The 19,653-nt window shown below is 66.8% G+C and carries 16 protein-coding genes; 12 read left to right on the top strand and 4 right to left on the bottom strand.

The genetic code is table 11. The features are described from left to right. The first annotated feature begins 34 nt into the window (after positions 1-34). From KF688_14200 to KF688_14190, 3 genes are all read left to right on the top strand, one after another. The gene (locus tag KF688_14200) at positions 35-1,177 is read left to right on the top strand and encodes a glycosyltransferase family 4 protein (GenBank protein ID MBX3426827.1); all 1,143 of its coding nucleotides are present in this window, start codon (positions 35-37) and stop codon (positions 1,175-1,177) included. 202 nt (positions 1,178-1,379) lie between these two features. Next, positions 1,380-2,198, top strand: coding sequence for a class I SAM-dependent methyltransferase (locus KF688_14195; GenBank protein MBX3426826.1), 819 nt, complete (start codon positions 1,380-1,382; stop codon positions 2,196-2,198). 235 nt (positions 2,199-2,433) lie between these two features. Then, a complete protein-coding gene (locus KF688_14190) occupies positions 2,434-3,579 on the top strand; it encodes a glycosyltransferase family 4 protein (GenBank protein ID MBX3426825.1) in 1,146 nt (381 codons plus the stop codon). Between the two features lie 56 nt (positions 3,580-3,635). Here the strand turns inward: KF688_14190 and KF688_14185 are convergent, their stop codons facing one another. The 3 genes from KF688_14185 to KF688_14175 all read right to left on the bottom strand — a co-directional run bounded on the left by KF688_14185 (position 3,636) and on the right by KF688_14175 (position 8,097). Next, on the bottom strand, positions 3,636-5,501 hold the full coding sequence (locus tag KF688_14185; protein ID MBX3426824.1) for a DUF4091 domain-containing protein: 1,866 nt from the start codon (positions 5,499-5,501) through the stop codon (positions 3,636-3,638). Between the two features lie 225 nt (positions 5,502-5,726). Further along, the gene (locus KF688_14180) at positions 5,727-6,446 is read right to left on the bottom strand and encodes a hypothetical protein (GenBank protein MBX3426823.1); all 720 of its coding nucleotides are present in this window, start codon (positions 6,444-6,446) and stop codon (positions 5,727-5,729) included. Between the two features lie 259 nt (positions 6,447-6,705). After that, positions 6,706-8,097 (bottom strand): voltage-gated chloride channel family protein, encoded by a 1,392-nt coding sequence (locus KF688_14175; protein MBX3426822.1) that lies wholly within the window; start codon positions 8,095-8,097, stop codon positions 6,706-6,708. 671 nt (positions 8,098-8,768) lie between these two features. On the opposite strand from KF688_14175, the gene KF688_14170 reads away from it, so the two are divergent. The 9 genes from KF688_14170 to KF688_14130 all read left to right on the top strand — a co-directional run bounded on the left by KF688_14170 (position 8,769) and on the right by KF688_14130 (position 18,555). Beyond that, positions 8,769-9,257 (top strand): sigma-70 family RNA polymerase sigma factor, encoded by a 489-nt coding sequence (locus KF688_14170; GenBank protein MBX3426821.1) that lies wholly within the window; start codon positions 8,769-8,771, stop codon positions 9,255-9,257. Then, positions 9,254-11,128, top strand: coding sequence for a LamG domain-containing protein (locus KF688_14165; GenBank protein ID MBX3426820.1), 1,875 nt, complete (start codon positions 9,254-9,256; stop codon positions 11,126-11,128). Before KF688_14170 ends, KF688_14165 begins: the two co-directional genes overlap by 4 nt. Further along, a complete protein-coding gene (locus KF688_14160; protein MBX3426819.1) occupies positions 11,125-12,228 on the top strand; it encodes a DUF1559 domain-containing protein in 1,104 nt (367 codons plus the stop codon). Before KF688_14165 ends, KF688_14160 begins: the two co-directional genes overlap by 4 nt. Positions 12,229-12,378: 150 nt before the next feature. Then, the gene (locus KF688_14155; protein ID MBX3426818.1) at positions 12,379-13,080 is read left to right on the top strand and encodes a hypothetical protein; all 702 of its coding nucleotides are present in this window, start codon (positions 12,379-12,381) and stop codon (positions 13,078-13,080) included. Positions 13,081-13,235: 155 nt separating this feature from the next. Then, positions 13,236-14,201, top strand: a complete 966-nt coding sequence (locus KF688_14150) for a PEP-CTERM sorting domain-containing protein (GenBank protein MBX3426817.1) — start codon at positions 13,236-13,238, stop codon at positions 14,199-14,201. Between the two features lie 147 nt (positions 14,202-14,348). Further along, positions 14,349-15,458: a spherulation-specific family 4 protein gene (locus KF688_14145; protein ID MBX3426816.1), complete on the top strand. Its 1,110-nt coding sequence runs from the start codon at positions 14,349-14,351 to the stop codon at positions 15,456-15,458. A gap of 3 nt (positions 15,459-15,461) precedes the next feature. Continuing rightward, on the top strand, positions 15,462-16,367 hold the full coding sequence (locus KF688_14140) for a sugar phosphate isomerase/epimerase (protein MBX3426815.1): 906 nt from the start codon (positions 15,462-15,464) through the stop codon (positions 16,365-16,367). Between the two features lie 101 nt (positions 16,368-16,468). Beyond that, on the top strand, positions 16,469-17,758 hold the full coding sequence (locus tag KF688_14135) for a Gfo/Idh/MocA family oxidoreductase (GenBank protein MBX3426814.1): 1,290 nt from the start codon (positions 16,469-16,471) through the stop codon (positions 17,756-17,758). 299 nt (positions 17,759-18,057) lie between these two features. After that, the gene (locus KF688_14130) at positions 18,058-18,555 is read left to right on the top strand and encodes a hypothetical protein (GenBank protein ID MBX3426813.1); all 498 of its coding nucleotides are present in this window, start codon (positions 18,058-18,060) and stop codon (positions 18,553-18,555) included. 40 nt (positions 18,556-18,595) lie between these two features. Here the strand turns inward: KF688_14130 and KF688_14125 are convergent, their stop codons facing one another. Further along, the gene (locus tag KF688_14125) at positions 18,596-19,627 is read right to left on the bottom strand and encodes an alcohol dehydrogenase catalytic domain-containing protein (protein MBX3426812.1); all 1,032 of its coding nucleotides are present in this window, start codon (positions 19,625-19,627) and stop codon (positions 18,596-18,598) included. Positions 19,628-19,653 lie beyond the last annotated feature (26 nt).

Below are 19,653 nucleotides of genomic sequence, written 5' to 3'. Positions count from 1 at the left end.
TCGCCCGATCGAAGTCCGTTCAACCGGTTTCACGATGCGAGTCCTGTACGTGGAATCTCCGATCGGATTCGGCGGCTCGCTGACGGGTCTGCTCCATCTGATTCGGGAACTGCCGCCGGAGGTCGAGCCGATCCTGGTCACCTCGTTCGATCCTGCGCCGTACATCGAACTCCCCGCAGGGTTGAGGCATCGCCGGGTCGCCGTGGGGGGGCGGCACGGCTCAGTGGGCGGGCCCCTAGCCGGGGCGTGGCGGTACTTTCGCGACGACGTGCGCCCCTGGCGCCGGGCAGTCGACGAGCTCATTCGCGAGTTCGCTCCCGACGTGGTGCACGCCAACAACGCCCTCTCGGCGAATTGGGGCGCGGGGCAAGCGGCCCGGCGGCGCGGGGTTCCCTCGATTTCTCACCAGAAGGGGTTCGAGTATCCCGGTCGGTTGACGCGGTGGCTGGTTCGGCAGAGCAGCTTCACTCGCCATATCGCTACGTCGGGAGCGATCGCCGAGCATCTGGTCGAGTTGGGCCTGCCGCGGGAGCGAATCTCGACGATTTACGAACCGGTGATCGGTCCGGTCGAGGCGCCGCCGACGCGGTCCGGCAACGGTCGGCTGGTCGTCGGCATGCATAGCATCCTGGGGCCGTGGAAGGGGCAGCACATCGTGATCGAGGCTGCGGCCGACGCGTTGCGCCGCGGGCGCACAGATTTTGAACTGGTCGTTGCGGGGACCTCGCCGGCGGGGGAGACGGACTATCTCGATGAGTTGCAACGACTTGCTGCGCGGCTGGGGGTTGCCGACCGCGTCCGGTTCGCCGGGCATCAACGAGACGTGTATCAGTTTCTGGCCACGATCGACGTCGCGGTGCACGCCTCGGTCGGACCGGAACCGTTCGGGCGCGTCGCGGCCGAGGCGATGCTGTGCGGCGTGCCGACGATCGTGACGACCGGCGGCGGTCCGGAGGAATACGTCCGCCACGGCGAGACGGGACTCCATGTGCCGTGCAACGACGTTGCGGCGATGAGCGCCGCGCTGGAGCGACTCGCCGCGTCCCCCGAGCTGCGCCGCCGGATGGGCGCCGCGGCGCGGGAGTACGCGGTCGCTGCGTTTGATCCAAGCCGTTTGACGACGCAAGTCGTCGACCTCTATCATGCATTGGTCGAGACCCCGTCCGAGAGGAAGTGATCGGAGGAGCCGCGACGATAAGGCGGACATGACGACGGACGCACCGGAACTGCCGCCGTCGCGATCCCTGTGGGGGCGCCGTCGATCCCCGGGCCGATTCCTTGGATCAAGCGAGAAGAGTCGAGGCTGCACCGGTCGCTTGATGCGCGCTCATCGAGCGACGTCCTGCCCGCGCGGCAGGGGCGCCGGCTTGCGATCCGATATGACCAGCCGCAGCGAATCGCTTGACGTCGATCGGTCGGACCCGACCCCCGTGCAAGTGCGCGAGCGAGAGTTCTACAACTCGTACTCTCAACTGCGGAGATTCGACGCGGTCGATTTCGGCCCGATCCTGGGGCGGGAACGTCGTCCGTGGAACTCGTATTGGGAGACGTTTCGGCTGGTGCAGCAACGCTTCCGACCCGGGATGCGGTTGCTCGACTTCGGCTGCGGTTGGGGGGTGAACACGGTCGTTTACGCGCGGATTGGCTATCAGGTCGACGGGTTCGACATCGCCGAGGGAAACGTCGAGGCGGCGCGCGAGATTGCCGAACGGTACGATTTGTCCGAGCGCGTGACAATCGCTCGCCAAGCCGCCGAGCGGCTGAACTACCCCGACAAGTCGTTCGACGTCGTGGCGGGGATCGACATTTTGCATCACGTCGACGTCCCCGCGGCGATCGCCGAGTGTCGGCGCGTGCTCAAGCCCGGAGGGCTGGCCGTGTTTCGCGAGCCGTTGCGGAACCGGTTCTTCGACGGCGTGCGCAACACCCGGCTCGTCCGGCGCGTGTTGTCGAACGAGCCGTCGCTCGATCGGCATATCACCGACGACGAGCACAAGCTCGGTCCCGACGAGCTGGCGGCGATTCGCCGTGCGTTTCCGACGACGACCGTGCATCGCTTCCAGGTTCTTTCGCGAGCCGCCGCGTTATGGAAATCGTCGGAGATGGCGTGGGAGAAATTCGACTACGCCCTGCGGCGCGTTCCCGGCTATCTGCAGTTGGCCGGAGGGGCGGTGATCGAAGTGCACAAAGAGGGGTGAGCCGGCGATTGTCGGGTGTCGGGCGGCGACGTCAGCCCCCGGCGAAGATCGATCCGGGCATGGACGCCGACTCGCCGGCGGCTTGCGCCGTCCGCTTATGGTCTTGGGACAAGGCCTGGCGAGCGATGCTTGCCCAGGACGAAGGGAATCGTGCGGTCGTCGGCTGCTTGAACTACAATCGCAGCCTCACCTCGCATCGTTGCTTCCGTCGTTCCCTGACGCTCGTCTGGCGGCCATGGTCATCGCGCAGCTCCTCGCGTCGCCCTTTCTCGGTGGTCCGGAAAAGCAGGTGTTGGGGCTTGCTGCGCACCTCCCCGCCGATTGCCGGACGGTGATGCTTTCGTTCTCCGAGCGGGGCGGGGCGGGAGCGTTTCTTGCCGCGGCTCGGGCTCAGGGGTGCGAAGCGATCGAGCTGAGGTCCAACTGGCCCCGGGTTCGCCGAGTTGCGGCGGAGATCGTCGACCTGCTTGCCGAGCGCCGCGTCGATCTGCTTGTCGCCAACGGTTACAAGCCCGACGTCCTCGGCTGGTCGGCGGCTCGGCGGGCGGGGATTCCCATCGTGGCGATCGCCCATGGCTGGACCGGCGCTACGTGGAAGGTTCGGCTCAACGAGCGACTCGATCGAGCGGTCATGCGTCGCTGCGACGCGGTGGTCGGGGTGTCGCAGGCGCAGTCGCGGCTTTTGGCACAGGCGAGAGTTCGGCCCGACCGGATCACGACCATCCCCAACGCCGTCCCGATCGGGGGGAACGCGTCCTGCAGCGACCAGCAGCGTGCAGCGCTGGCGGCTCTCTTCCCCTCGGCGCCGCTGCGGATCGTCGGAGCGGCCGGGCGACTCAGTCCGGAGAAGGGGTTTGAGCGACTCGTCGAGGCAGCGGCGCTCGTGACGCAGCGGCGCCCCGACGTCGGGTTCGTTGTGTTCGGCGAAGGGCAGTTGCGGTCGCAACTCGAAGCGCACATCGCGGCTCGGCGGTTGCAGGACCGCTTTGTGCTGCCGGGGTTTCACAGCGACTTGGCGCCGTTGCTCGCGGAGCTCGACGTGGTTGCGCTGCCGTCGCTCGCGGAAGGACTGCCGGTGATTCTGCTTGAAGCGATGGCCGCGGGACTGCCGATCGTCGCCACACGCGTCGGCGGCATTCCCGAAGCGGTTCTCGCCGACGAGACCGGCCTGCTCGTCCCCCCGAACGACGCCGAGGCCCTGGCCGCCGGCCTCGAGCGCCTGCTCGACGACGAGGAATTGCGAGACCGGCTCGGCGCCGCCGCACGGGCGCGCGTCGCCGCTGAGTACTCGTGCGAGCGACAAGCCGCTCGATACTACGACCTCTTTCAGCGAGTCCTGGGGAACCAGCGGAAGACGGGGACAGGCGCGCTCGCGGGATGACGTTCAAGGGACTTGTCGGCATTGGTCCGCGAGCCAGTTCCCCTTTCAACAGATCGTTAGGGGGACTGCACGATTCTCGCCAGTTCGCGGCGGGCGATTTCCCAGGCCTCGGGGTCGGTCGGCCAGGAGACGTCGGCGTGGACGTAGGTCGGGTCGGAGGGGTTGTCGACGCCGATCTCCCAGAGGATGCGCGGAACCATTCGTCGGACGATCGCTTGCGTGCGCGCCGGGTCTTTCGCGGCCGCAAGCGTCAAGTACTCGAAGTCCTGAAGCCCCCGGCGCCAGTGCTTCAGCCGCAGCGACGCCAGCGGGCCCAGCACGCCGAGGCTTTCCGCGGGGAAGACCGTATCGGTTCCCGGGTAGAACAGCACGCCGTCGCCGTTGTTGGCGTTGTAGCCGGTGTCGCCGAGCGAGGGGTCGCGCTGGCCGCCGCCGCCGAACGTACGGGCGGTCGTGAACACGTTCGTTTCGCCCGCGCCCCCCTGATAGTTGTTGTAGTAGGTCCCGCTCCAGTAGAACCAGCGAGGGACGCTCGCTTTGAACTGTCCCCAAGCGAGTTCGCGGAGCGCGACGCCGTCGTCCTCGAGCGTGAACGTCCCCGACGCGGGGCGGAAGCCGTTGTAGAGCCAGAACGTGCGGCCCGAGTCGCGAATCTTGCCGATGGCGCGGGTCCACTCGTCGGTCTGACAGACGGTGGCGGTGCTGCACACGATCGCCAACTCACGCGCCTCGTCGGCGCCGTGCGGAGCCGACAGGGTTGCCAAACCGCGCAGGTCGGCGGGGAGGGCGGCGTTGAGCTTGTTGAGCGCGGCGAAATCGACCGACTCGTCGGCGAGGTAGACGAAATAATCGGTCGGGGTCTCGTCGCGCCGGCCTTCGACCCAGCGGCCCCAGTCGGGCAGCGAGGCTGCGGGGGTCGAGCCGTAGGCGCCGATGCAGAACACGTTGTTCCCGACGCCGACCCCCGGGCCGCCGTAGCCGCGCTCGGGGGTGAACAGCGCCCCGCTGAGCCGGTCGAGCCAGCCCGACGACTCGAGCCGTTCGATCGGCACGTAGTCGTCGATCAGCGAAATGCGATGCCGATGGGCAAGCTGAAAATGGCGATCCATCACCAGTCGGGCGTCGGCGTTGAGCTTGGCGTTTTGGGGATAGTCGTGCGGCCAGGCCTCGCCGAGATACCGACGGCAGACGTCGCCCGTGCTGACGTGCAGCATTGTGCGCGCCGTAGGGAGATCGGGCAGGGCGAAGTCGAGGACTTCCAAGACGACGGGGATGCGCTGCGCGACGCGGCCGGCGACGCGCAATTCGATCTCGCCGCGGCGCTCGCCCGGCGCGGCGGCGGCGGGGACGTGAACGTCGCACCAGATCGCCTGCGAGCGGCGGGAATCGACCGTAAAGCTCGAGCGAAGCGCGAGCGGGACGGCGATGTCGGGATACTCTTTGTCGTGGTCGGGGCGATCGGCCCACCCCCCTCGGGCATGGCCCGTCGCCGAGTCGTGCGGCCGGCGGAATCGCGCGGGGACGTGGCGTTCGTCATAATGGTGGTACGCCAGCTTCGAGACGCCAAGAACGGGGAGATAGCGAACGAAGAACAGTTCGATGTTCCGCTCGCTGTAGTCGAAGAGATCGTCGGGAGTCGCGGGGCGGCTGGCGATCGCGGTTCCGCCCGGTCCGGTCAGCGCGTCGAAGCGGATCTCGACCTCGGGGATCGACTCATCGGCCGCTTCGAGGTAGAGGCAGAACGAGGCAACTTCGTTGCGGGCGGCGAAGAGCGACACTTGCCGGCCGTCCCAGGCCGAGTTGCGCGTCGATGGATCGCCGCGAGTCTCGCGAAGGTCGTCGCGCGCGACCTTGTCCTCGCCGGTGTTCGCCCAGATGCGCAGGCCGACGGGCGCCTCCGATTGTGCCCGGCAGGGTCGCACTACAAGCGGCGCACCGAGGCCGACAAGGACGACTGCCCAGCCGCAGCAGCACAGTGCCCGCCAACGGGGCGAGGGAGCGAGCCGGCGCGCAGACATGGGCATCCACCGTCGTGCATTGCAGGCGTCCCCGACAGGCGCAGCCGGGGACGCCGATTCATCGTTCCGCGTCGGCGACGCTCAGCGACACTGCGTCAGCGACGCTCAGCGACACTGCGTCAGCGACGCTCAGCGACGGAGCCGACGGCGGCCGATTGCCAGCCCGCAGCCGACGAGCGCCAGGCCGACGGCTGCCGGCTCGGGGACGCCGCGAATCGCAAGATGCGTCTTGTCGAGATACCCGGCGTACCCGCCGAGGCTGGCGTTGTCGAACTGGATGAACGCCTCGACGTAACGGGTGCCGACCGGTACGGGATCGGCGTCGATCTGCAGATGTTGCCACGTGTCGGGATCGTCGTCGAGCCCGCCGATGTCGTTCGTGCTGGCGATTTGGGACAGCGCGATCAGGGAACCTAGGTTGTCGAGATACCGGATGTAAATCTGGGCCTCCGCACCGCCGGCGCCTTGCGGGACGTTGAAGCAGGCGAAGTACAACGCGACTGCCTGACCGGCGTCGATGAACGGCACTTCGAGTGCGACGTCGATTCGCTGCTTGATCTCGTTCCATGCGCCGGAGGCGCCCGTGTCCAGGAACTTGACCATGTTCGGCGGGGTGACCGGCGAGACGCCGTCGTTGATTCCCGAAACGAGCGTCACGTCCTCGCCGGCCCACTTGTCGAGCAAGGTCGTGTCAATCGGCAGAAAGCCGGGCAGCGGCGAGTTGACCACGAACGGCGGATCGAAGTTCTCGTCGCTCAGGTCGGCCTGCGCGGAGCGCTGGACGAGGACAAGGACGGCGACCGCCATCGCGGCGATCGTGCTCAACCGAGTCGTGTGCGTGCGTCTCATAGCTGGCCTTTCACGTTGTACGTCCAAGGGCGAACATCCGAAGCCCCCCGGATTGATGCTTGCGGAGCGGGGCCACGGGGCGCGTACCACTGTCGCCGTCAACATCGCGCGCCGCCGGGGCCGTGTCCAGCTATCAGGCGGAGATTTCGAGCGATTTCGCCGGACTGGGGGTTCTGCGCTAAGCGGGGCCGGGGGGCGAAAGACTCCTTCGCGGGCTGACGTCCTGCAACTCGGCAGACGCAGGCGAGCGGGGGCTGAATCAGGAGGCTGCGGGAGGCGGGGCGTCGCCGTCGGCGACCTCAACCGTTCGAGGTGAGTCCGGCAAGATCGGCCGAAGTCGAGATGCGCGGCGCTCGCGGAGCGAGGTGCCGGGCTCGATTGCGGGAGTTTCGATCTTGGGGACGGCGATTCGTTGCGAGAGGTAGATGCCCGAGTGGCCGCTGAACAGGTAAGCGATCGCACAGGCCGTCCCTAGCGAGACGGCGTGCCCGGCGCCGAACAACTCCATCCCCATCACGGTGCAGGCGATCGGCGTGTTCGTGGCGCCGGCGAACACGGCCACGAACCCTAGTGCAGCGAACAGATCGACGGGGGCGTCCAGCAGCACGGCCAGCGCGTTGCCGAGCGTTGCGCCGATGAAGAACAGCGGGGTGACTTCGCCCCCCTTGAATCCGCTGCTGAGGGTGACGACGGTGAACACGATTTTCCACCACCAGGACCAGGGGTCGGCGCCGCCGGGCTGGAAGCTGGCGACGATGCTCGCCCCGTCGGGTTCGTCAGGGGGAGCCGTGACGCCCAGCCCAAGATAGACTCGCGTGTCGAGGAGCCAGACCAGCGCGATGACGAGAACCGCTCCCGCCGCGGGGCGCAGCACGGCCCAGGGGATCGTTCGCTGGAACACGCGTTTGAGCCCGTGGGCGAGTTCGGCGAACAGCAGGCTGGCCAGTCCAAAGACGATTCCCGCGATGGCGACCTTGCCCAGGAGGAGCCAGTCGATCGCTGGGGGCGTGGCGACGACCTGACGGTAATCGACGTGGTGCACGCCCCATGCGGCGCACGACCAATCGCCCACGATGCTGGCCAGCAGGCAGGGGACGATTGACTCGTGCGAGATGCGTCCGATGGCAATCACCTCGAGGGCGAAAATAGCGCCGGCGATCGGCGTGCCGAATACGCCGCCGAACCCGGCCGCGACGCCGGCCACCAGCATCGTGCGGCGGTCGACGTCGTTGAGTTTCAACCACCGGGCGAACGACGAGGCGATGCTTCCCCCCATTTGGACGGCGGTCCCCTCGCGCCCGGCCGAGCCGCCGAACAGGTGGGTGGCGACGGTGCTCAGCAGGATCAGCGGAGCCATTTGCGCCGGGACGCCGGCTCCAGGCTCGTGGATTTCGTCCATGATCAGGTCGTTGCCGCGCTCGGCGACTTTGCCGATCCACCCGTACGCCAGCGCAATTCCCATTCCCGCCAGGGGCAAGAAGTACAAGAGCCGCGGCTCGCGCCACTGAGTCTCGGCGGCCAATTGCAGCAGCCAAAGAAACAAGGCGCACGCCGAGCCGACGACGGCGGCCAGGGGCCCGGCGGCCAGGGCCCACTTGGCGAGGTATCGGGCCAGGGCAAGTTGTTCGCGAAAGTCGAACCGAAAGGGCATGTGTCTGATTTCCCTCGAGAGATGGATCCCAAGAGGTCGCGGGAATCAGACGCAAGGCGGAGCCGCCTCGCAGAACGCTCCCACGACCGCGCCGGATGCACGGTGTCGTAGGAGTCATCAGCACGGCTGCAGGCAGCCGGCGGTTAGGGCGAACTCCATCGCCGCGACGTTTCACGGGGTGCAGTTTACTGAACGGAGTGGGGAAGAGCAAATCGGGGCTTGGCGGAAGCCAGGGGTCCTGCAGCGTCGCAGCGATCCCAGGCAAGCTGACAAATGCGGGCCTGACGGCATTTGCGCCTCTGGGCAGGATCGATGGGAAGCCGCCGGCGGAATTTTTTCTCGATGCGGCAGATTGGCGGTAAGGTCTGAGGGCCGGGCGACGTTACTCTTTCGCTTTCGGAGGAGATGCGCTGGATTTCCCCGGAACTGCCCCCTGCCGAGCTTTGGCGGCATCGGCTCGGCAAGGTGAGGCTGGGCTTGCCCGCGTGTTCGGCCGAGCGAAATTGCCGGCGACCGCGGGCGAGATCGACAAGCCCAGGTAATCCGCGCCTTGCGTAGCGTAGCTGTTAAGGAATGAACCACGGCTGAGACTTGCCAACGGAGCCTTCGTGAGCGAGCAGGCGCTGTCAGCTGACCAATTTATCGTGCTCGTCGCTCGTCACGAACGACGGGTGAGAGGGTTTGTCGCGTCGTTGGTCGTCGGTCGGCCTGACTGGATCGAGGAGATCATGCAGTCCACGTACTTGGTCGCGTGGCAGAAATTGGGGGGCTTCGAGTACCAGGAGTCCGCCCCCGACGAGGAGTTGATTCGCTGGATGTGCACGATCGCCCGGTTTGAATCGCTGAATTACCTGCGAAAGCAGCGGACCGTCGAGGCGACGATTGCGCTGGACATGGCGGACTTCGTCGCCGAGTACCAGGTCGAGCATGCCGACGCGCTGGAGGATCGGTTTCAAGCTCTCAAGGGCTGTTTGCAGCGGCTGACTGCACGGCAACGCGAGGTGTTGCATTTGCGGTATTGGAACGGGTTGTCGATCGACGAGATCGCGACCCGGCAGGGACGACAGACCGGGGCGGTGCACACGGCCCTGTCCCGAATCCGTAAGATGCTCGAGCGATGCATCGAAGGCGCCTTGCGCAGCGAAGGAAGAACGGCATGAAGGAAGACCACGCGCAGGAATCGCCGCAAGACGCCGACGCAGCCTCGCGCGAAGTGGAGTCGCTGCTCGAACAGTTGTCGCTCAGCGGCCTTTCGGTCGCCGAGTGGGAGGCGCTGGCCAAAAGCGTCGTCGCCGACGGGACCGCGCGACGGCGGTACGTCGAGACGATGCATTTGCTGCAGTCGCTGCCGTACCTGCTGAGCAGCGGGCCGCACAGCCAGAGCGGAGCCGACGGGATGCCGCTGGCTCCCGGGGCGACCTCGGAACCGGCGTCGGCGAGCGACGAGGCGGCCGGGACCTCGGCTCGGGGGACGTCGTCTCGCGAAGCATCGTCGCGGGAGACATCGTCGCGCGGCGAGTCATCGCCAGGGACGGGGCGGATGCGGGGCATCTTGCCGCTGTGGGCCCAGGCTGCGTGTTTGGCGTTCGTCGTCGGCTCGGTCGGCTCCTGGCAGATTGCCACGAAGCTCGGCCAGCCTGCGGCGACTCCGGCGGCGTTTCAACCGGCGGCCTCCTCCTCGGTCGGACTGGTCGTCAACGAGCACGTCGGACAGATCACGGCGATCTCGCCGGCGGCGTCGGAACGCGGGCTGCTGCAGTCGCTGCAAGTAGGGCAGGAGCTGCGACGGGGCGAAGTCGTCCAGTTGACCGCCGGATTGATTCACGTCGCCCAACACTCGGGCCACACGCTGCTGGTCGAAGGGCCGGCCGAATTCTCGCTGATGGGGGACGACTGCGTCTTTGTCCGCAACGGCAAAGCGGCGGTCGCCGGAGCGGGGGAGTTTACGGTCCAGACGCCCCTATTGACCGCGATCTGTCGATCGGCCGAGGCGGCGTTCGAGGTGCTCGACGACGAATCGGCGCGGGCGGCGGTCGACTCCGGGGTCGTCGCCCTGGCGCAGACGCCGCAGGAAGGGATCCCGGGAAAGCAAATCCGCGAACTGCGAACGGGCGAAGGGATCGTCTGCTCGGCGGATCCCGTCACCGGCGAGCGGCACGTGGCGCCGACCTCGCCGCTCAGCGGCGTCGTCCGCTCGTGGCGCGAGGTGGAATTGGGGTACGACGTTTACGAGCGGCTGGTGTTGGCGTCCGAGCCGACGGCGTACTGGCCGTTGCGGCAGGTGCGACGCAATCGGCGGGTGCTCGACCTGACGCAGCACGGCTACGACGGCATGCCGGTGGGCAACTGGCCGCTGGAAGCCGCGGTCGTGAGCGACGAGGGGGTCGTCTTCAACGGCGAGTCGTACCTCGAACCCGATCGCAAGCCGGCGATCGATCCCGCCCGGGGTTTCACCGTCGAGAGTTGGGCCAAGGTCGTCGGCGGGCCGGAGTTTCAATCGATCTTCACCTCGCGGTGGGTGCTCAATTCGATGAAGCCCGATTGCCAATGTTTCGGCTTCACGCTGTACGCCGGGGAGACCGACTGCTGGGAGTTCTGGACCGGCAGCGGCGTCAAAGGCGAAGTGTGGCAGCGGCTGGTTTCCGGCGTGCCGATCGATCGTACGCGGTGGAACCATGTCGTCGCGACGTTCACGCCGCTCGAGGTTCGCGCGGACGACCGGGTCGTGCTGGGGCGGGCGCGATTGTTGCTCAACGGTCAGGTGATCGCCGAGGCGGATCACTTGCTGTCGCTTGAGGACTTCGAGTGGCCGGCCCGCATCGGCGCGGCCGAGTTCGTGCCGCGGTATCTCACGTCGTGGATGTTTCAGGGGCAGTTGAGCGACGTGGCGTTGTACAACCGGCCGCTCGAACCGGAATTGGTCAAGCGACATTACGAGGCGGGAGAAGCCCGTCGACTGAACAAGGTGTCATGCCATCGTGAACTGCGGCGCCTGCCGGCGGCGCGTCCTTCAGGGCGAGGATCGTCATGAGCACGAAGACGAATTGGGGACGATTGGACCAAGGGCGCCGTCGCGGCCGCGGCGGGTTCACCCTCGTCGAGTTGTTGGTCGTGATCGCGATTATCGGCGTGTTGGTTGCGCTGCTGTTGCCGGCGATTCAGGCCGCGCGCGAGGCGGCGCGCCGCACCCAGTGCAGCAACCAACTGCGGCAGTTGGCGCTGGCGTTTCAGAACCATCACGACTCGCACAAGCATCTGCCGACCGGCGGATGGTGGTACGCGTGGCTCGGGTATCCCGAGTACGGCTTCGGCAAGAACCAACCGGGCGGGTGGCTGTACAACATCCTCCCCTACATTGAGCAGGGGCCGCTGCACGACTTGGGCCGCGGGTTGACGGGCGCCGCGCGGGCCGAGGCGACGAAGAATCGGGTCGAGGCGCCGTTCGAGGGGATGAACTGTCCCAGCCGGCGCGGGACGAACGTCTATCCCTACATGAGCGCGGGGCTGAATTTCAACTATTCCGATCCGTTCACGGTTTGCAGCAAGACCGACTACGCTGCGTGCGCCGGCGACATGCTCTCCTCCGAGGCGTCGGGCTACAACGTGAGCCTGACCGACTACAACCAGGCGCTGACGCAGATGGACTGGGACGGGACCGACGGCACGGGGCTGGGGGCCGATTGGCGGAGCGCGTACTTCTTCAAGTACGGCGGCGACCCGCAGAAGGGGGTCGGCACGGGGGTGATCTTCGCCCGGTCGGAGATCAATTTTCGACAAGTCGAAGACGGCACGGCGAACACCTACATGGTCGGCGAAAAGTACATGTCGAGCGACCACTACGACGACGGGCTCGATTGGGCCGACAACGAACCGGCGTTCGCCGGCAACAACGACGACACGCTGCGGACCACCACGCCGATCGGCAAGCTCAACGTACAGTTGACGTTGGGGCCCGACGGCCCGGGCGATTCCCGCGGCAAGGGGGAGTGGATGTTCGGCAGCGCCCATCGGGTCGGGTTCAATATGGCGATGTGCGACGCGTCGGTTCACTTCGTGAACTTTGACGTGGATCCTGAGATCCATCGGGCCCGGGGTCATCGGTTCGACGGCGTGCTGACTCCGGCACAGTAAGCGGCCGCGCCGAAGTCGTGCAAGACAGGCGAATCGCGGCAACAAGCGGAACGGGAAGAGGTCGGTGACCGGCGAGCACGCTCTGGCGACGGCAGCGGGCTGCTCTTGATGCGTTCGTTTCGACAACACCTGGAAAGGAGCGATGACCCAATGACTCGTACACGACTTGCCGCACTGACTGCGGCGGCCCTGTGGACCGCGTGCAGCTTCGCGGCCGCAAGCACGTTCAAGACGATCACGATCGACGGCGACTACTCGGATTGGGTCGGGGTGCCGGTGCTCGACTCCGACGGGGGGGACAACTTCAGCGGGCCCGACATCGGCGAGACGCAAATCGCCAACGACAATCAGTATCTTTACATCCGAAACGCCTTTCCGAACAATCTGTCGCTGGGGACGTTCATTTCGATCGATATCGACAAGAACCCCGCGACGGGGTTCGACATCTTCGGCCTGGGGCTGATCGGCGCCGAGGCGGGTTGGCAGAACGACTTCGGGTTCGCTCAGGACACGGGCGTATTCAACAGCGGCGGGTTGACGGGGAACTTCTTCGGCGGCGGGCACGCTCTGCTCGACGCTTTCGCCAACTCGGGGAGCCGCGAACTGGCGATCTCGTTGTCGGCGATGCGGGCGGCCGGCGGGGCGATTTTTCCTGACAACGTCGTGCGACTCTTGCTTTGGACCGACTTGGGGACTGGCGCCGACGGATTGCCGTTGGGATTCCCCGGGGACGACGGCCGCAATTACGACGTGTCGGGCGTGATCGAGTACACGCTGGCGGTTCCGGAGGGATCGTCGGCGCTTATGATGCTGGCGGCGATGGCCGGACTGGTCGCCGCGCGGAGACGGTAAACAGGGGACGCGACGCCCGACCGATCCTGAGGTTTGGCCAACTTCAGGGTCGGCGTCGGGCGAACTACGAGCGGCGTCCAGAACGCCGCAAGCCGGCCCGACGCCGCCCGGCGATCGGCAAGCGTACAATCCACCGAGGGTGAGGACTTCCATCCATGACTCGACACACGACTTCTTGCGCCAAGCTGTCGCAGGCCGTGCTCGCCGTCGCCATGGCCGCGAGCGCGCCGTTCGCCGCTGCCCAGGTGACGGCGCCGAGCATCTACACGACGGCGATCGCCGTCCAAGGCGAGGAGCCGGGGACGGAGTTCGACGATTGGGACGCTTCCGGCATTCCGTTCACGGTGCTCGATCCCGTCGACAATCCCGGCGACGTCGACATCGCCGGGGTGCGGATCGCCAATGACGCGGACTTCATCTACATCCAGGCGACGACCCACCTGACCAGCCCGACGTCGCTGGTGAATCTGTTCCTGGCGTTCGACACGGATCAGGACAAGACGACCGGATTCGACGTCTTGCAGATCGGGGTCATCGGGTCGGAGTTCGGGTACCAGAACGATTTTCCGTTCGCCCAGTACGCGGGGGTGTTCAATCTCAATCTAAGCATCACCGGCGGGCCAATCGGCAACGGGGGCGCCGTCATTTACCCGTTCTGGACCGAGTCGGGCGCCCCCTTCGGCCTCGGGATGGAGTGGAAAATTCCTCTGGACGTGGTGGTCGAATACCCGCCCGTGCTGGGCGGGCCCGCCCCGGCGTTCCCCAACGCCTCATTCGATTTTGTGGTTTACACCCCCGACGGCTTGGGCGACATCATCGAAGTGATCAGCTACACGCTCGCCTCGCCGCCGGCGACCGACGCCGATTTTGACGACAGCGGTCTGGTGGACGGAGCCGATTTCCTGACGTGGCAACGCGGATTCGGCATCATGTCCGGCGCCGCGCACGCCCAAGGGGACGCCGACGGCGACGGCGCGGTCGACGGGGCCGATTTGACCCACTGGACCGCGGCGTACGGCGGAGCCTCGGCGACGGTCGCGATCGCGACGGTCCCTGAACCGGCGACGCTGCTATTGGCCGGCTGTGGGCTGCTGTCGGCGGCGAGACGACGACGATTCTGAACGACCTCGCCCGCTGCAGGGCGCTTGGCATGCGGGGGCAGGCCAAGCGCCCTCGGCGCGGCGCTAGCTGAACGAGGCGCCTGCCCGGCAAGCCCGATTCCTATTTCCTCTCGTCCCGTGCAAGCCCAGGAACCAACGTACGACGGCATGTTGCATCCTGTTTCTATTCTCGGCGATTCGACCCGCCTGACGGCGCATCGACGTGCGCTGCAGTGCGTTTGCGGCGTATTGGTCGCAGCGAGTCTCGTTCGCTCGGCCGCGGCGCTGGAGATCGTCGTGCCTGCGTACTTTTACCCCGGCCCCTTGTGGACGCAACTCAACGCGGCCGCGGGGCAGGTCCCGCTGACGGCGATCATGAACCCGTTCAACGGGCCGGGGAACTCGCGGGACATGAACTACGTGAACGCGGTGAACGCGCTGCGGGCGGCGGGGGGGCGAGTCATCGGGTACGTTTACAGCGGCTACGGCATGCGACCGTTGGCCGAGGTGACCGCCGACGTCGACCGGTTCGCTTCCTGGTACGAGATCGACGGCATCTTCGTCGACGAAATGGCGAACATCGGCCCTGCCGAGCGGCTCAACTATTACCGTTCGCTGTACGAACATGTGAAGGGGGTCAATCCGCAATGGGAGGTGATGGGCAACCCCGGGACGACGACGATCGAGCAGTACCTGACTTGGCCTGCGGCCGATCGGTTGATGGTGTTCGAGAATGTCGGCAGCGCGTACGCGGGGCATTCTCCCTCGGCGTGGAACGCCAGCTACGATCGGGACCGGTTCGTCAATCTGATCCACACGGAGCCTTCGTCGGCCAACATGCTTGCGGCGCTCGACCTCGCGATGAACCGCACCGTGGGGGCGATGTACGTCACGAACGACGTGATGGCCAACCCGTGGGACACGCTTCCCTCGTACTGGACGGCCCACGTGAATCGGGTCGCCGAGATCAACGCCTCGTACGATCCGGCGGATTTCAACCAGAACGGCGCGGCGGACGCCGCCGATTTGGCGAAATGGTCGAGCAACTACGGTGCAACCGGGGTGTTCCCCAGTTCGGGGGACGCGACGGGCGATCGCGCGGTCGCGGGGGACGATTTCCTGCATTGGCAGCGGAGCGTCTCAGCGGCAGTCGTCTCGGCGTCGGCCTCCGCGATCCCCGAACCCGCGGCGGCGAAGTTGGCGCTGTTGGCATTTGCGGCGACGATGGCGGCTCGGTGCGGGACGGAGCGCCACCCACTCCCATCACAGGATCGCTGAATCGTGGTTCAGGCAAGTCGAAGACAGTTTCTGCAAGTCGGCGCCGCGGCGGGGCTCGCCGTCGCGGGAGTCAAGTCGTTTTCGGCCGCCGCCGTCGCGTCCCCCGGCCCGACGGCTCGGCGGATTTACACGTCGGTCAAGTGGGGCATGATCGCCGGGGATGCGCCGGCGCTCGAGAAGTTTCGGCTTTGCCGCGAGATCGGTCTCGACGGGATGGAACTGGTGAGCCCGGTCGACGGCTTCACCGTCGAGGAGGCGGTCGCCGCGTCGCGGGCCACGGGGATGCCGGTCCATGGCGTGGTGGACATGAAGCATTGGGAGGTGCGGCTCTCCGATCCCGCCGCGGAGGTGCGCGACCAAGGCGCGGCGATTCTCGACCAGGCCGTTCGCGACGCTCGCGCCCTGGGAGGGGACTCAGTGTTGTTGGTCCCCGGCAAAGTTGGCGATACTGCCGAAACGCATGACGACGTGTGGTCGCGCTCGATCGCCGGCATCCGGCGCGTGCTGCCGACGGCCAGCAAGTTGGGGGTGCGAATTCTCATCGAACCGGTCTGGAACGGCTTCTGCGAAACGCCGGAGCTGTTGCGGGATTACCTGGATGAAATCAACCACCCGTGGGTCGGCTGTTACTTCGACCTGGGGAACATGATCAAGTTCAGCCCGGCCGAAACGTGGATCAAGCGACTGGGGAGCCGGATCGTGAAGCTCGACGTGAAGGACTGGAGCCCCGCGCGGGGGTTTTGCAAGATCGGCGACGGGGCCGTCGACTGGCCCGCTGTGCGCGAGGCGCTCGAGGCGATCGACTTCACCGGGTGGTGCACGGCCGAGGTGGAAGGAGGGGGGCGTGCGGAGTTGGCCGACGTGACCGCGCGGATGCATCGGGTGCTGGGGCTCCCCGCGCCGGGGTGAGCGGGGGTGCGGAACGAGCCACGAACTGACAAGTCAAACGCTTGTCGCAGGGGCGGGTCTTGCGGCGCGTCTTGGCGGCAACAACGAGAGGAACCGAGGTCGTGAGCAACGAAATTCTGAAGCAGCCCGGCACGAGGCGCGCGTTCCTGCAGCAGTCGACTACCGCGTCGCTGGCATTGGGGGCGCTCGCGCTTGCGCGGGGCGTCCATGCGGCGGGGACCGACGAGACGATCCGCGTGGGAGTCGTGGGGTGCGGCGGGCGCGGGGCCGGCGCCGCGCGCGACGCCCTGCACGCCGACCCGGGGGCGAAGCTGGTCGCCATCGGCGACGTGTTCGCGGACCAGGCGGGCAACTTTCTCGAAAACGTCCGGCTCGACGAGGCGATCGCCGACCGAATCGACGTCCCGACCGAGCGAGTCTTCGCCGGCTTCGACGCCTATCGCAAGGTGATCGACAGCGGCGTCGACGTCGTGCTGCTGACGGCGCCCCCCCACTTTCGGCCCGAGCACTTCGCCTACGCGGTCGCACAAGGCAAGCACACGTTCGTCGAGAAGCCGATTGCGGTCGACGCCCCCGGCGTCCGGGCCGTGCAGCAGGTCTGCGAGGAAGCGCGGCAGAAGCGGTTATCGGTCGTGTCGGGCCTGTGCTGGCGGTACGAACTGGGGATGCGCGCGACCGTCGAGAAGATCAAGGAAGGCGCCATCGGCGACATCGTGGCGATCGAGTCGCTGTACAACGCCGGCACGCTGTGGCACCGCGGCGACAAGCCCGATTGGAGTCGCATGGAGTACCAGTTGCGGAACTGGTTGTACTACACCTGGATCTCGGGGGACCACATCGTCGAGCAGGCCGTCCACAGTCTCGACAAGACCGCTTGGCTGCTGGGGGACGTCCATCCGCTGAAGGCCTGGGGAGTCGGCGGTCGGCAGCAGCGGACCGATCCCAAGTTCGGCAACATCTACGACCACCACACAGTGTTTTACGAGTACCCGGGAGGCGTGCGCGTGTACTTCAGTTGCCGGCAGCAAGCGGGCACCTCGCAAGTCGTCGAGGAGACCGTCCACGGCTCGAAGGGACGAGCCCGGCTGGTCGCCCACGAGATTACCGCTGCGGAACAGTGGCGCTATCGCGGTCCGAAACCGAGCATGTACCGCGTCGAGCACGAGGCGCTGTTTCGCAGCATCCGCGACTCGGCGCCGGTGGACGACGGTCATTACATGTGCAACAGCACCATGATCGGCATCATGGGCCGGATGTGCACCTACACGGGTCAGGAACTCACCTGGGAGCAAGCGTACGAGAGCCAGCAGCGACTGGGGCCGACTGCGTACGACTGGTCGGACGTCCCCGAGCAAGCCGTCGCCATGCCGGGCGTGACGAAGCTGGCGTAGGCGGATCGGCGAATTTGCGAAGGCGAAGCGACCGCCCGCGAGAAGTTCGTCGCCGCGCCATTTGCCATGTCATTTGCGAGCCGTCACTTCGCGAATCGTTCATGGTCGCAGGACGCCAGCGCCGCCAAGGCGCGGGGGCCGTTGTGATTCTCGCTGAGAAGCGAGATACTTGAGATGGCCGCTTCCTCGCTTGAGTCGCCTTCGGCCGCCTCAAACCGCTCGTCTCCGCGCCTCGTCCCGGAGGGCTTGTCTCGATGTCGCCAGAGTTGATCGCCCGTGCGCAGACCCGCAGTTTGGAGATGCTCGACCAGGCGCACATTCCGCTCACGCTTCCCGAGCGTGCGCAGATCGAAGTCTGTGACTTTCGCCTGGGGGACCTCGAGACGTTCGGCGTGCAGATCGTCGTCTACGTGAACACCCCGCGGTGCTGTGCGAAAGAGCTGATCATGTTTCCGGGGCAGATTTGTCCGGAGCATCTCCATCCGCCGATCGACGACTACCCGGGAAAGGAGGAGACGTTTCGCTGTCGGTGGGGCGAGGTCTATCTTTACGTGCCGGGCGAACCGACGCCGCGGCCGAAGGGGCGCGTCCCCGCGGAGCGGCGCGAGTATTTTAAGGTTTGGCACGAGGTGGTGCTGCATCCCGGCGACCAATACACGATCAAGGAAGGGACCCCCCATTGGTTCCAGGGGGGACCGCAAGGGGCGATCGTCAGCGAGTTCTCGACGACCAGCTACGACGAGCACGACGTGTTCACGGATCCCGACGTCTTGCGGATGGCGGATGCGGCGGGGTGAGGTTCGGCGAGCGTACCCATCTCCTTGTTCAACCGCGCCTTCACGGTTCAAGGACGACCTTCATGAGACCCGGCTCGCGGGCGTAAAGGCGGTCGAACCAGTCGGCCCCCGCGGCCAAGGGGGCGCATGCGGAGATGAGCGGCACGACGTCGATCCGCCCCGCGGCCATCAGTTCGATCGCGCGGGGGTACTCTCCCCGCGACGCGCAGGAACCGTACAGCGTCAGCTCGCGGGTGACGACTCCCTGCAGCGGCAGTTCGGCGGTCGAGGCAAGATTGCCCACGAGCGTCACTGCGCCCCCCTTGCGGACGCACTCGATCGCCGTTTGCAGCGGCGCGCTGGCGCCGACGACTTCAAACGCCGCGTCCGCCCCCTGGCCGGCGGTCAACTCGCGCATCGCGGCCGCCGCGTCGACGGTCTGCGGGTTGAGCGTGACGTCGGCGCCGAGCGTCCGGGCGAACGCCAGCTTCCGCTCGTCCAGATCGACGGCCGCGACGGTCGCCGCCCCGACCGCACGCAGCGCTTGGATCACGAGCGAGCCGATCATCCCCGCGCCCACGACCACCGCGACTCCCCCGGGAGGAAACGGCTGCCGACCGACGGCATGCACCGCCACGGCGACCGCCTCGATGAGCGCCGCAGCGGCGAACGAGAACCCCTCGGGGAGGCGATGCACGATCCGCTCGGGGACGACGACGTACTGGGCCATCGCCCCGTGACGGCGGTAGTCGCCGCACGACACGCCCAGCACCTGGCGCCGATCGCACAGGTTGATCGCCCCGCCGCGGCACGGCTCGCACGAGCCGCAGAAGACGGTCGAGTCGAACGTGACTCGATCGCCGGGAGCGAAGCGGCTTACCGCCGGGCCGACCGCTGCGACGACTCCCGCGGCCTCATGCCCCATCACGAGCGGCGGTTGGCGTCGTCCGGTGCTGCCATCGTACCCATGGACGTCGCTGCCGCAGATGCCGCAGGCCGCGACGCGGACGAGCACGTCGTCGGGCCCGACTGCCGGGTCGGGGAAGTCGACGTATTCAAGTCGTTTGGGCGCCGTCAGTAACAATGCTTTCATGACGGTTGGCAGGGGGTGAGAGTGCG

This window comes from Pirellulales bacterium, assembly GCA_019636345.1.
Classification (GTDB): Bacteria; Planctomycetota; Planctomycetia; order Pirellulales; family Lacipirellulaceae.
This window is presented reverse-complemented; position numbering and strand designations above follow the sequence as displayed.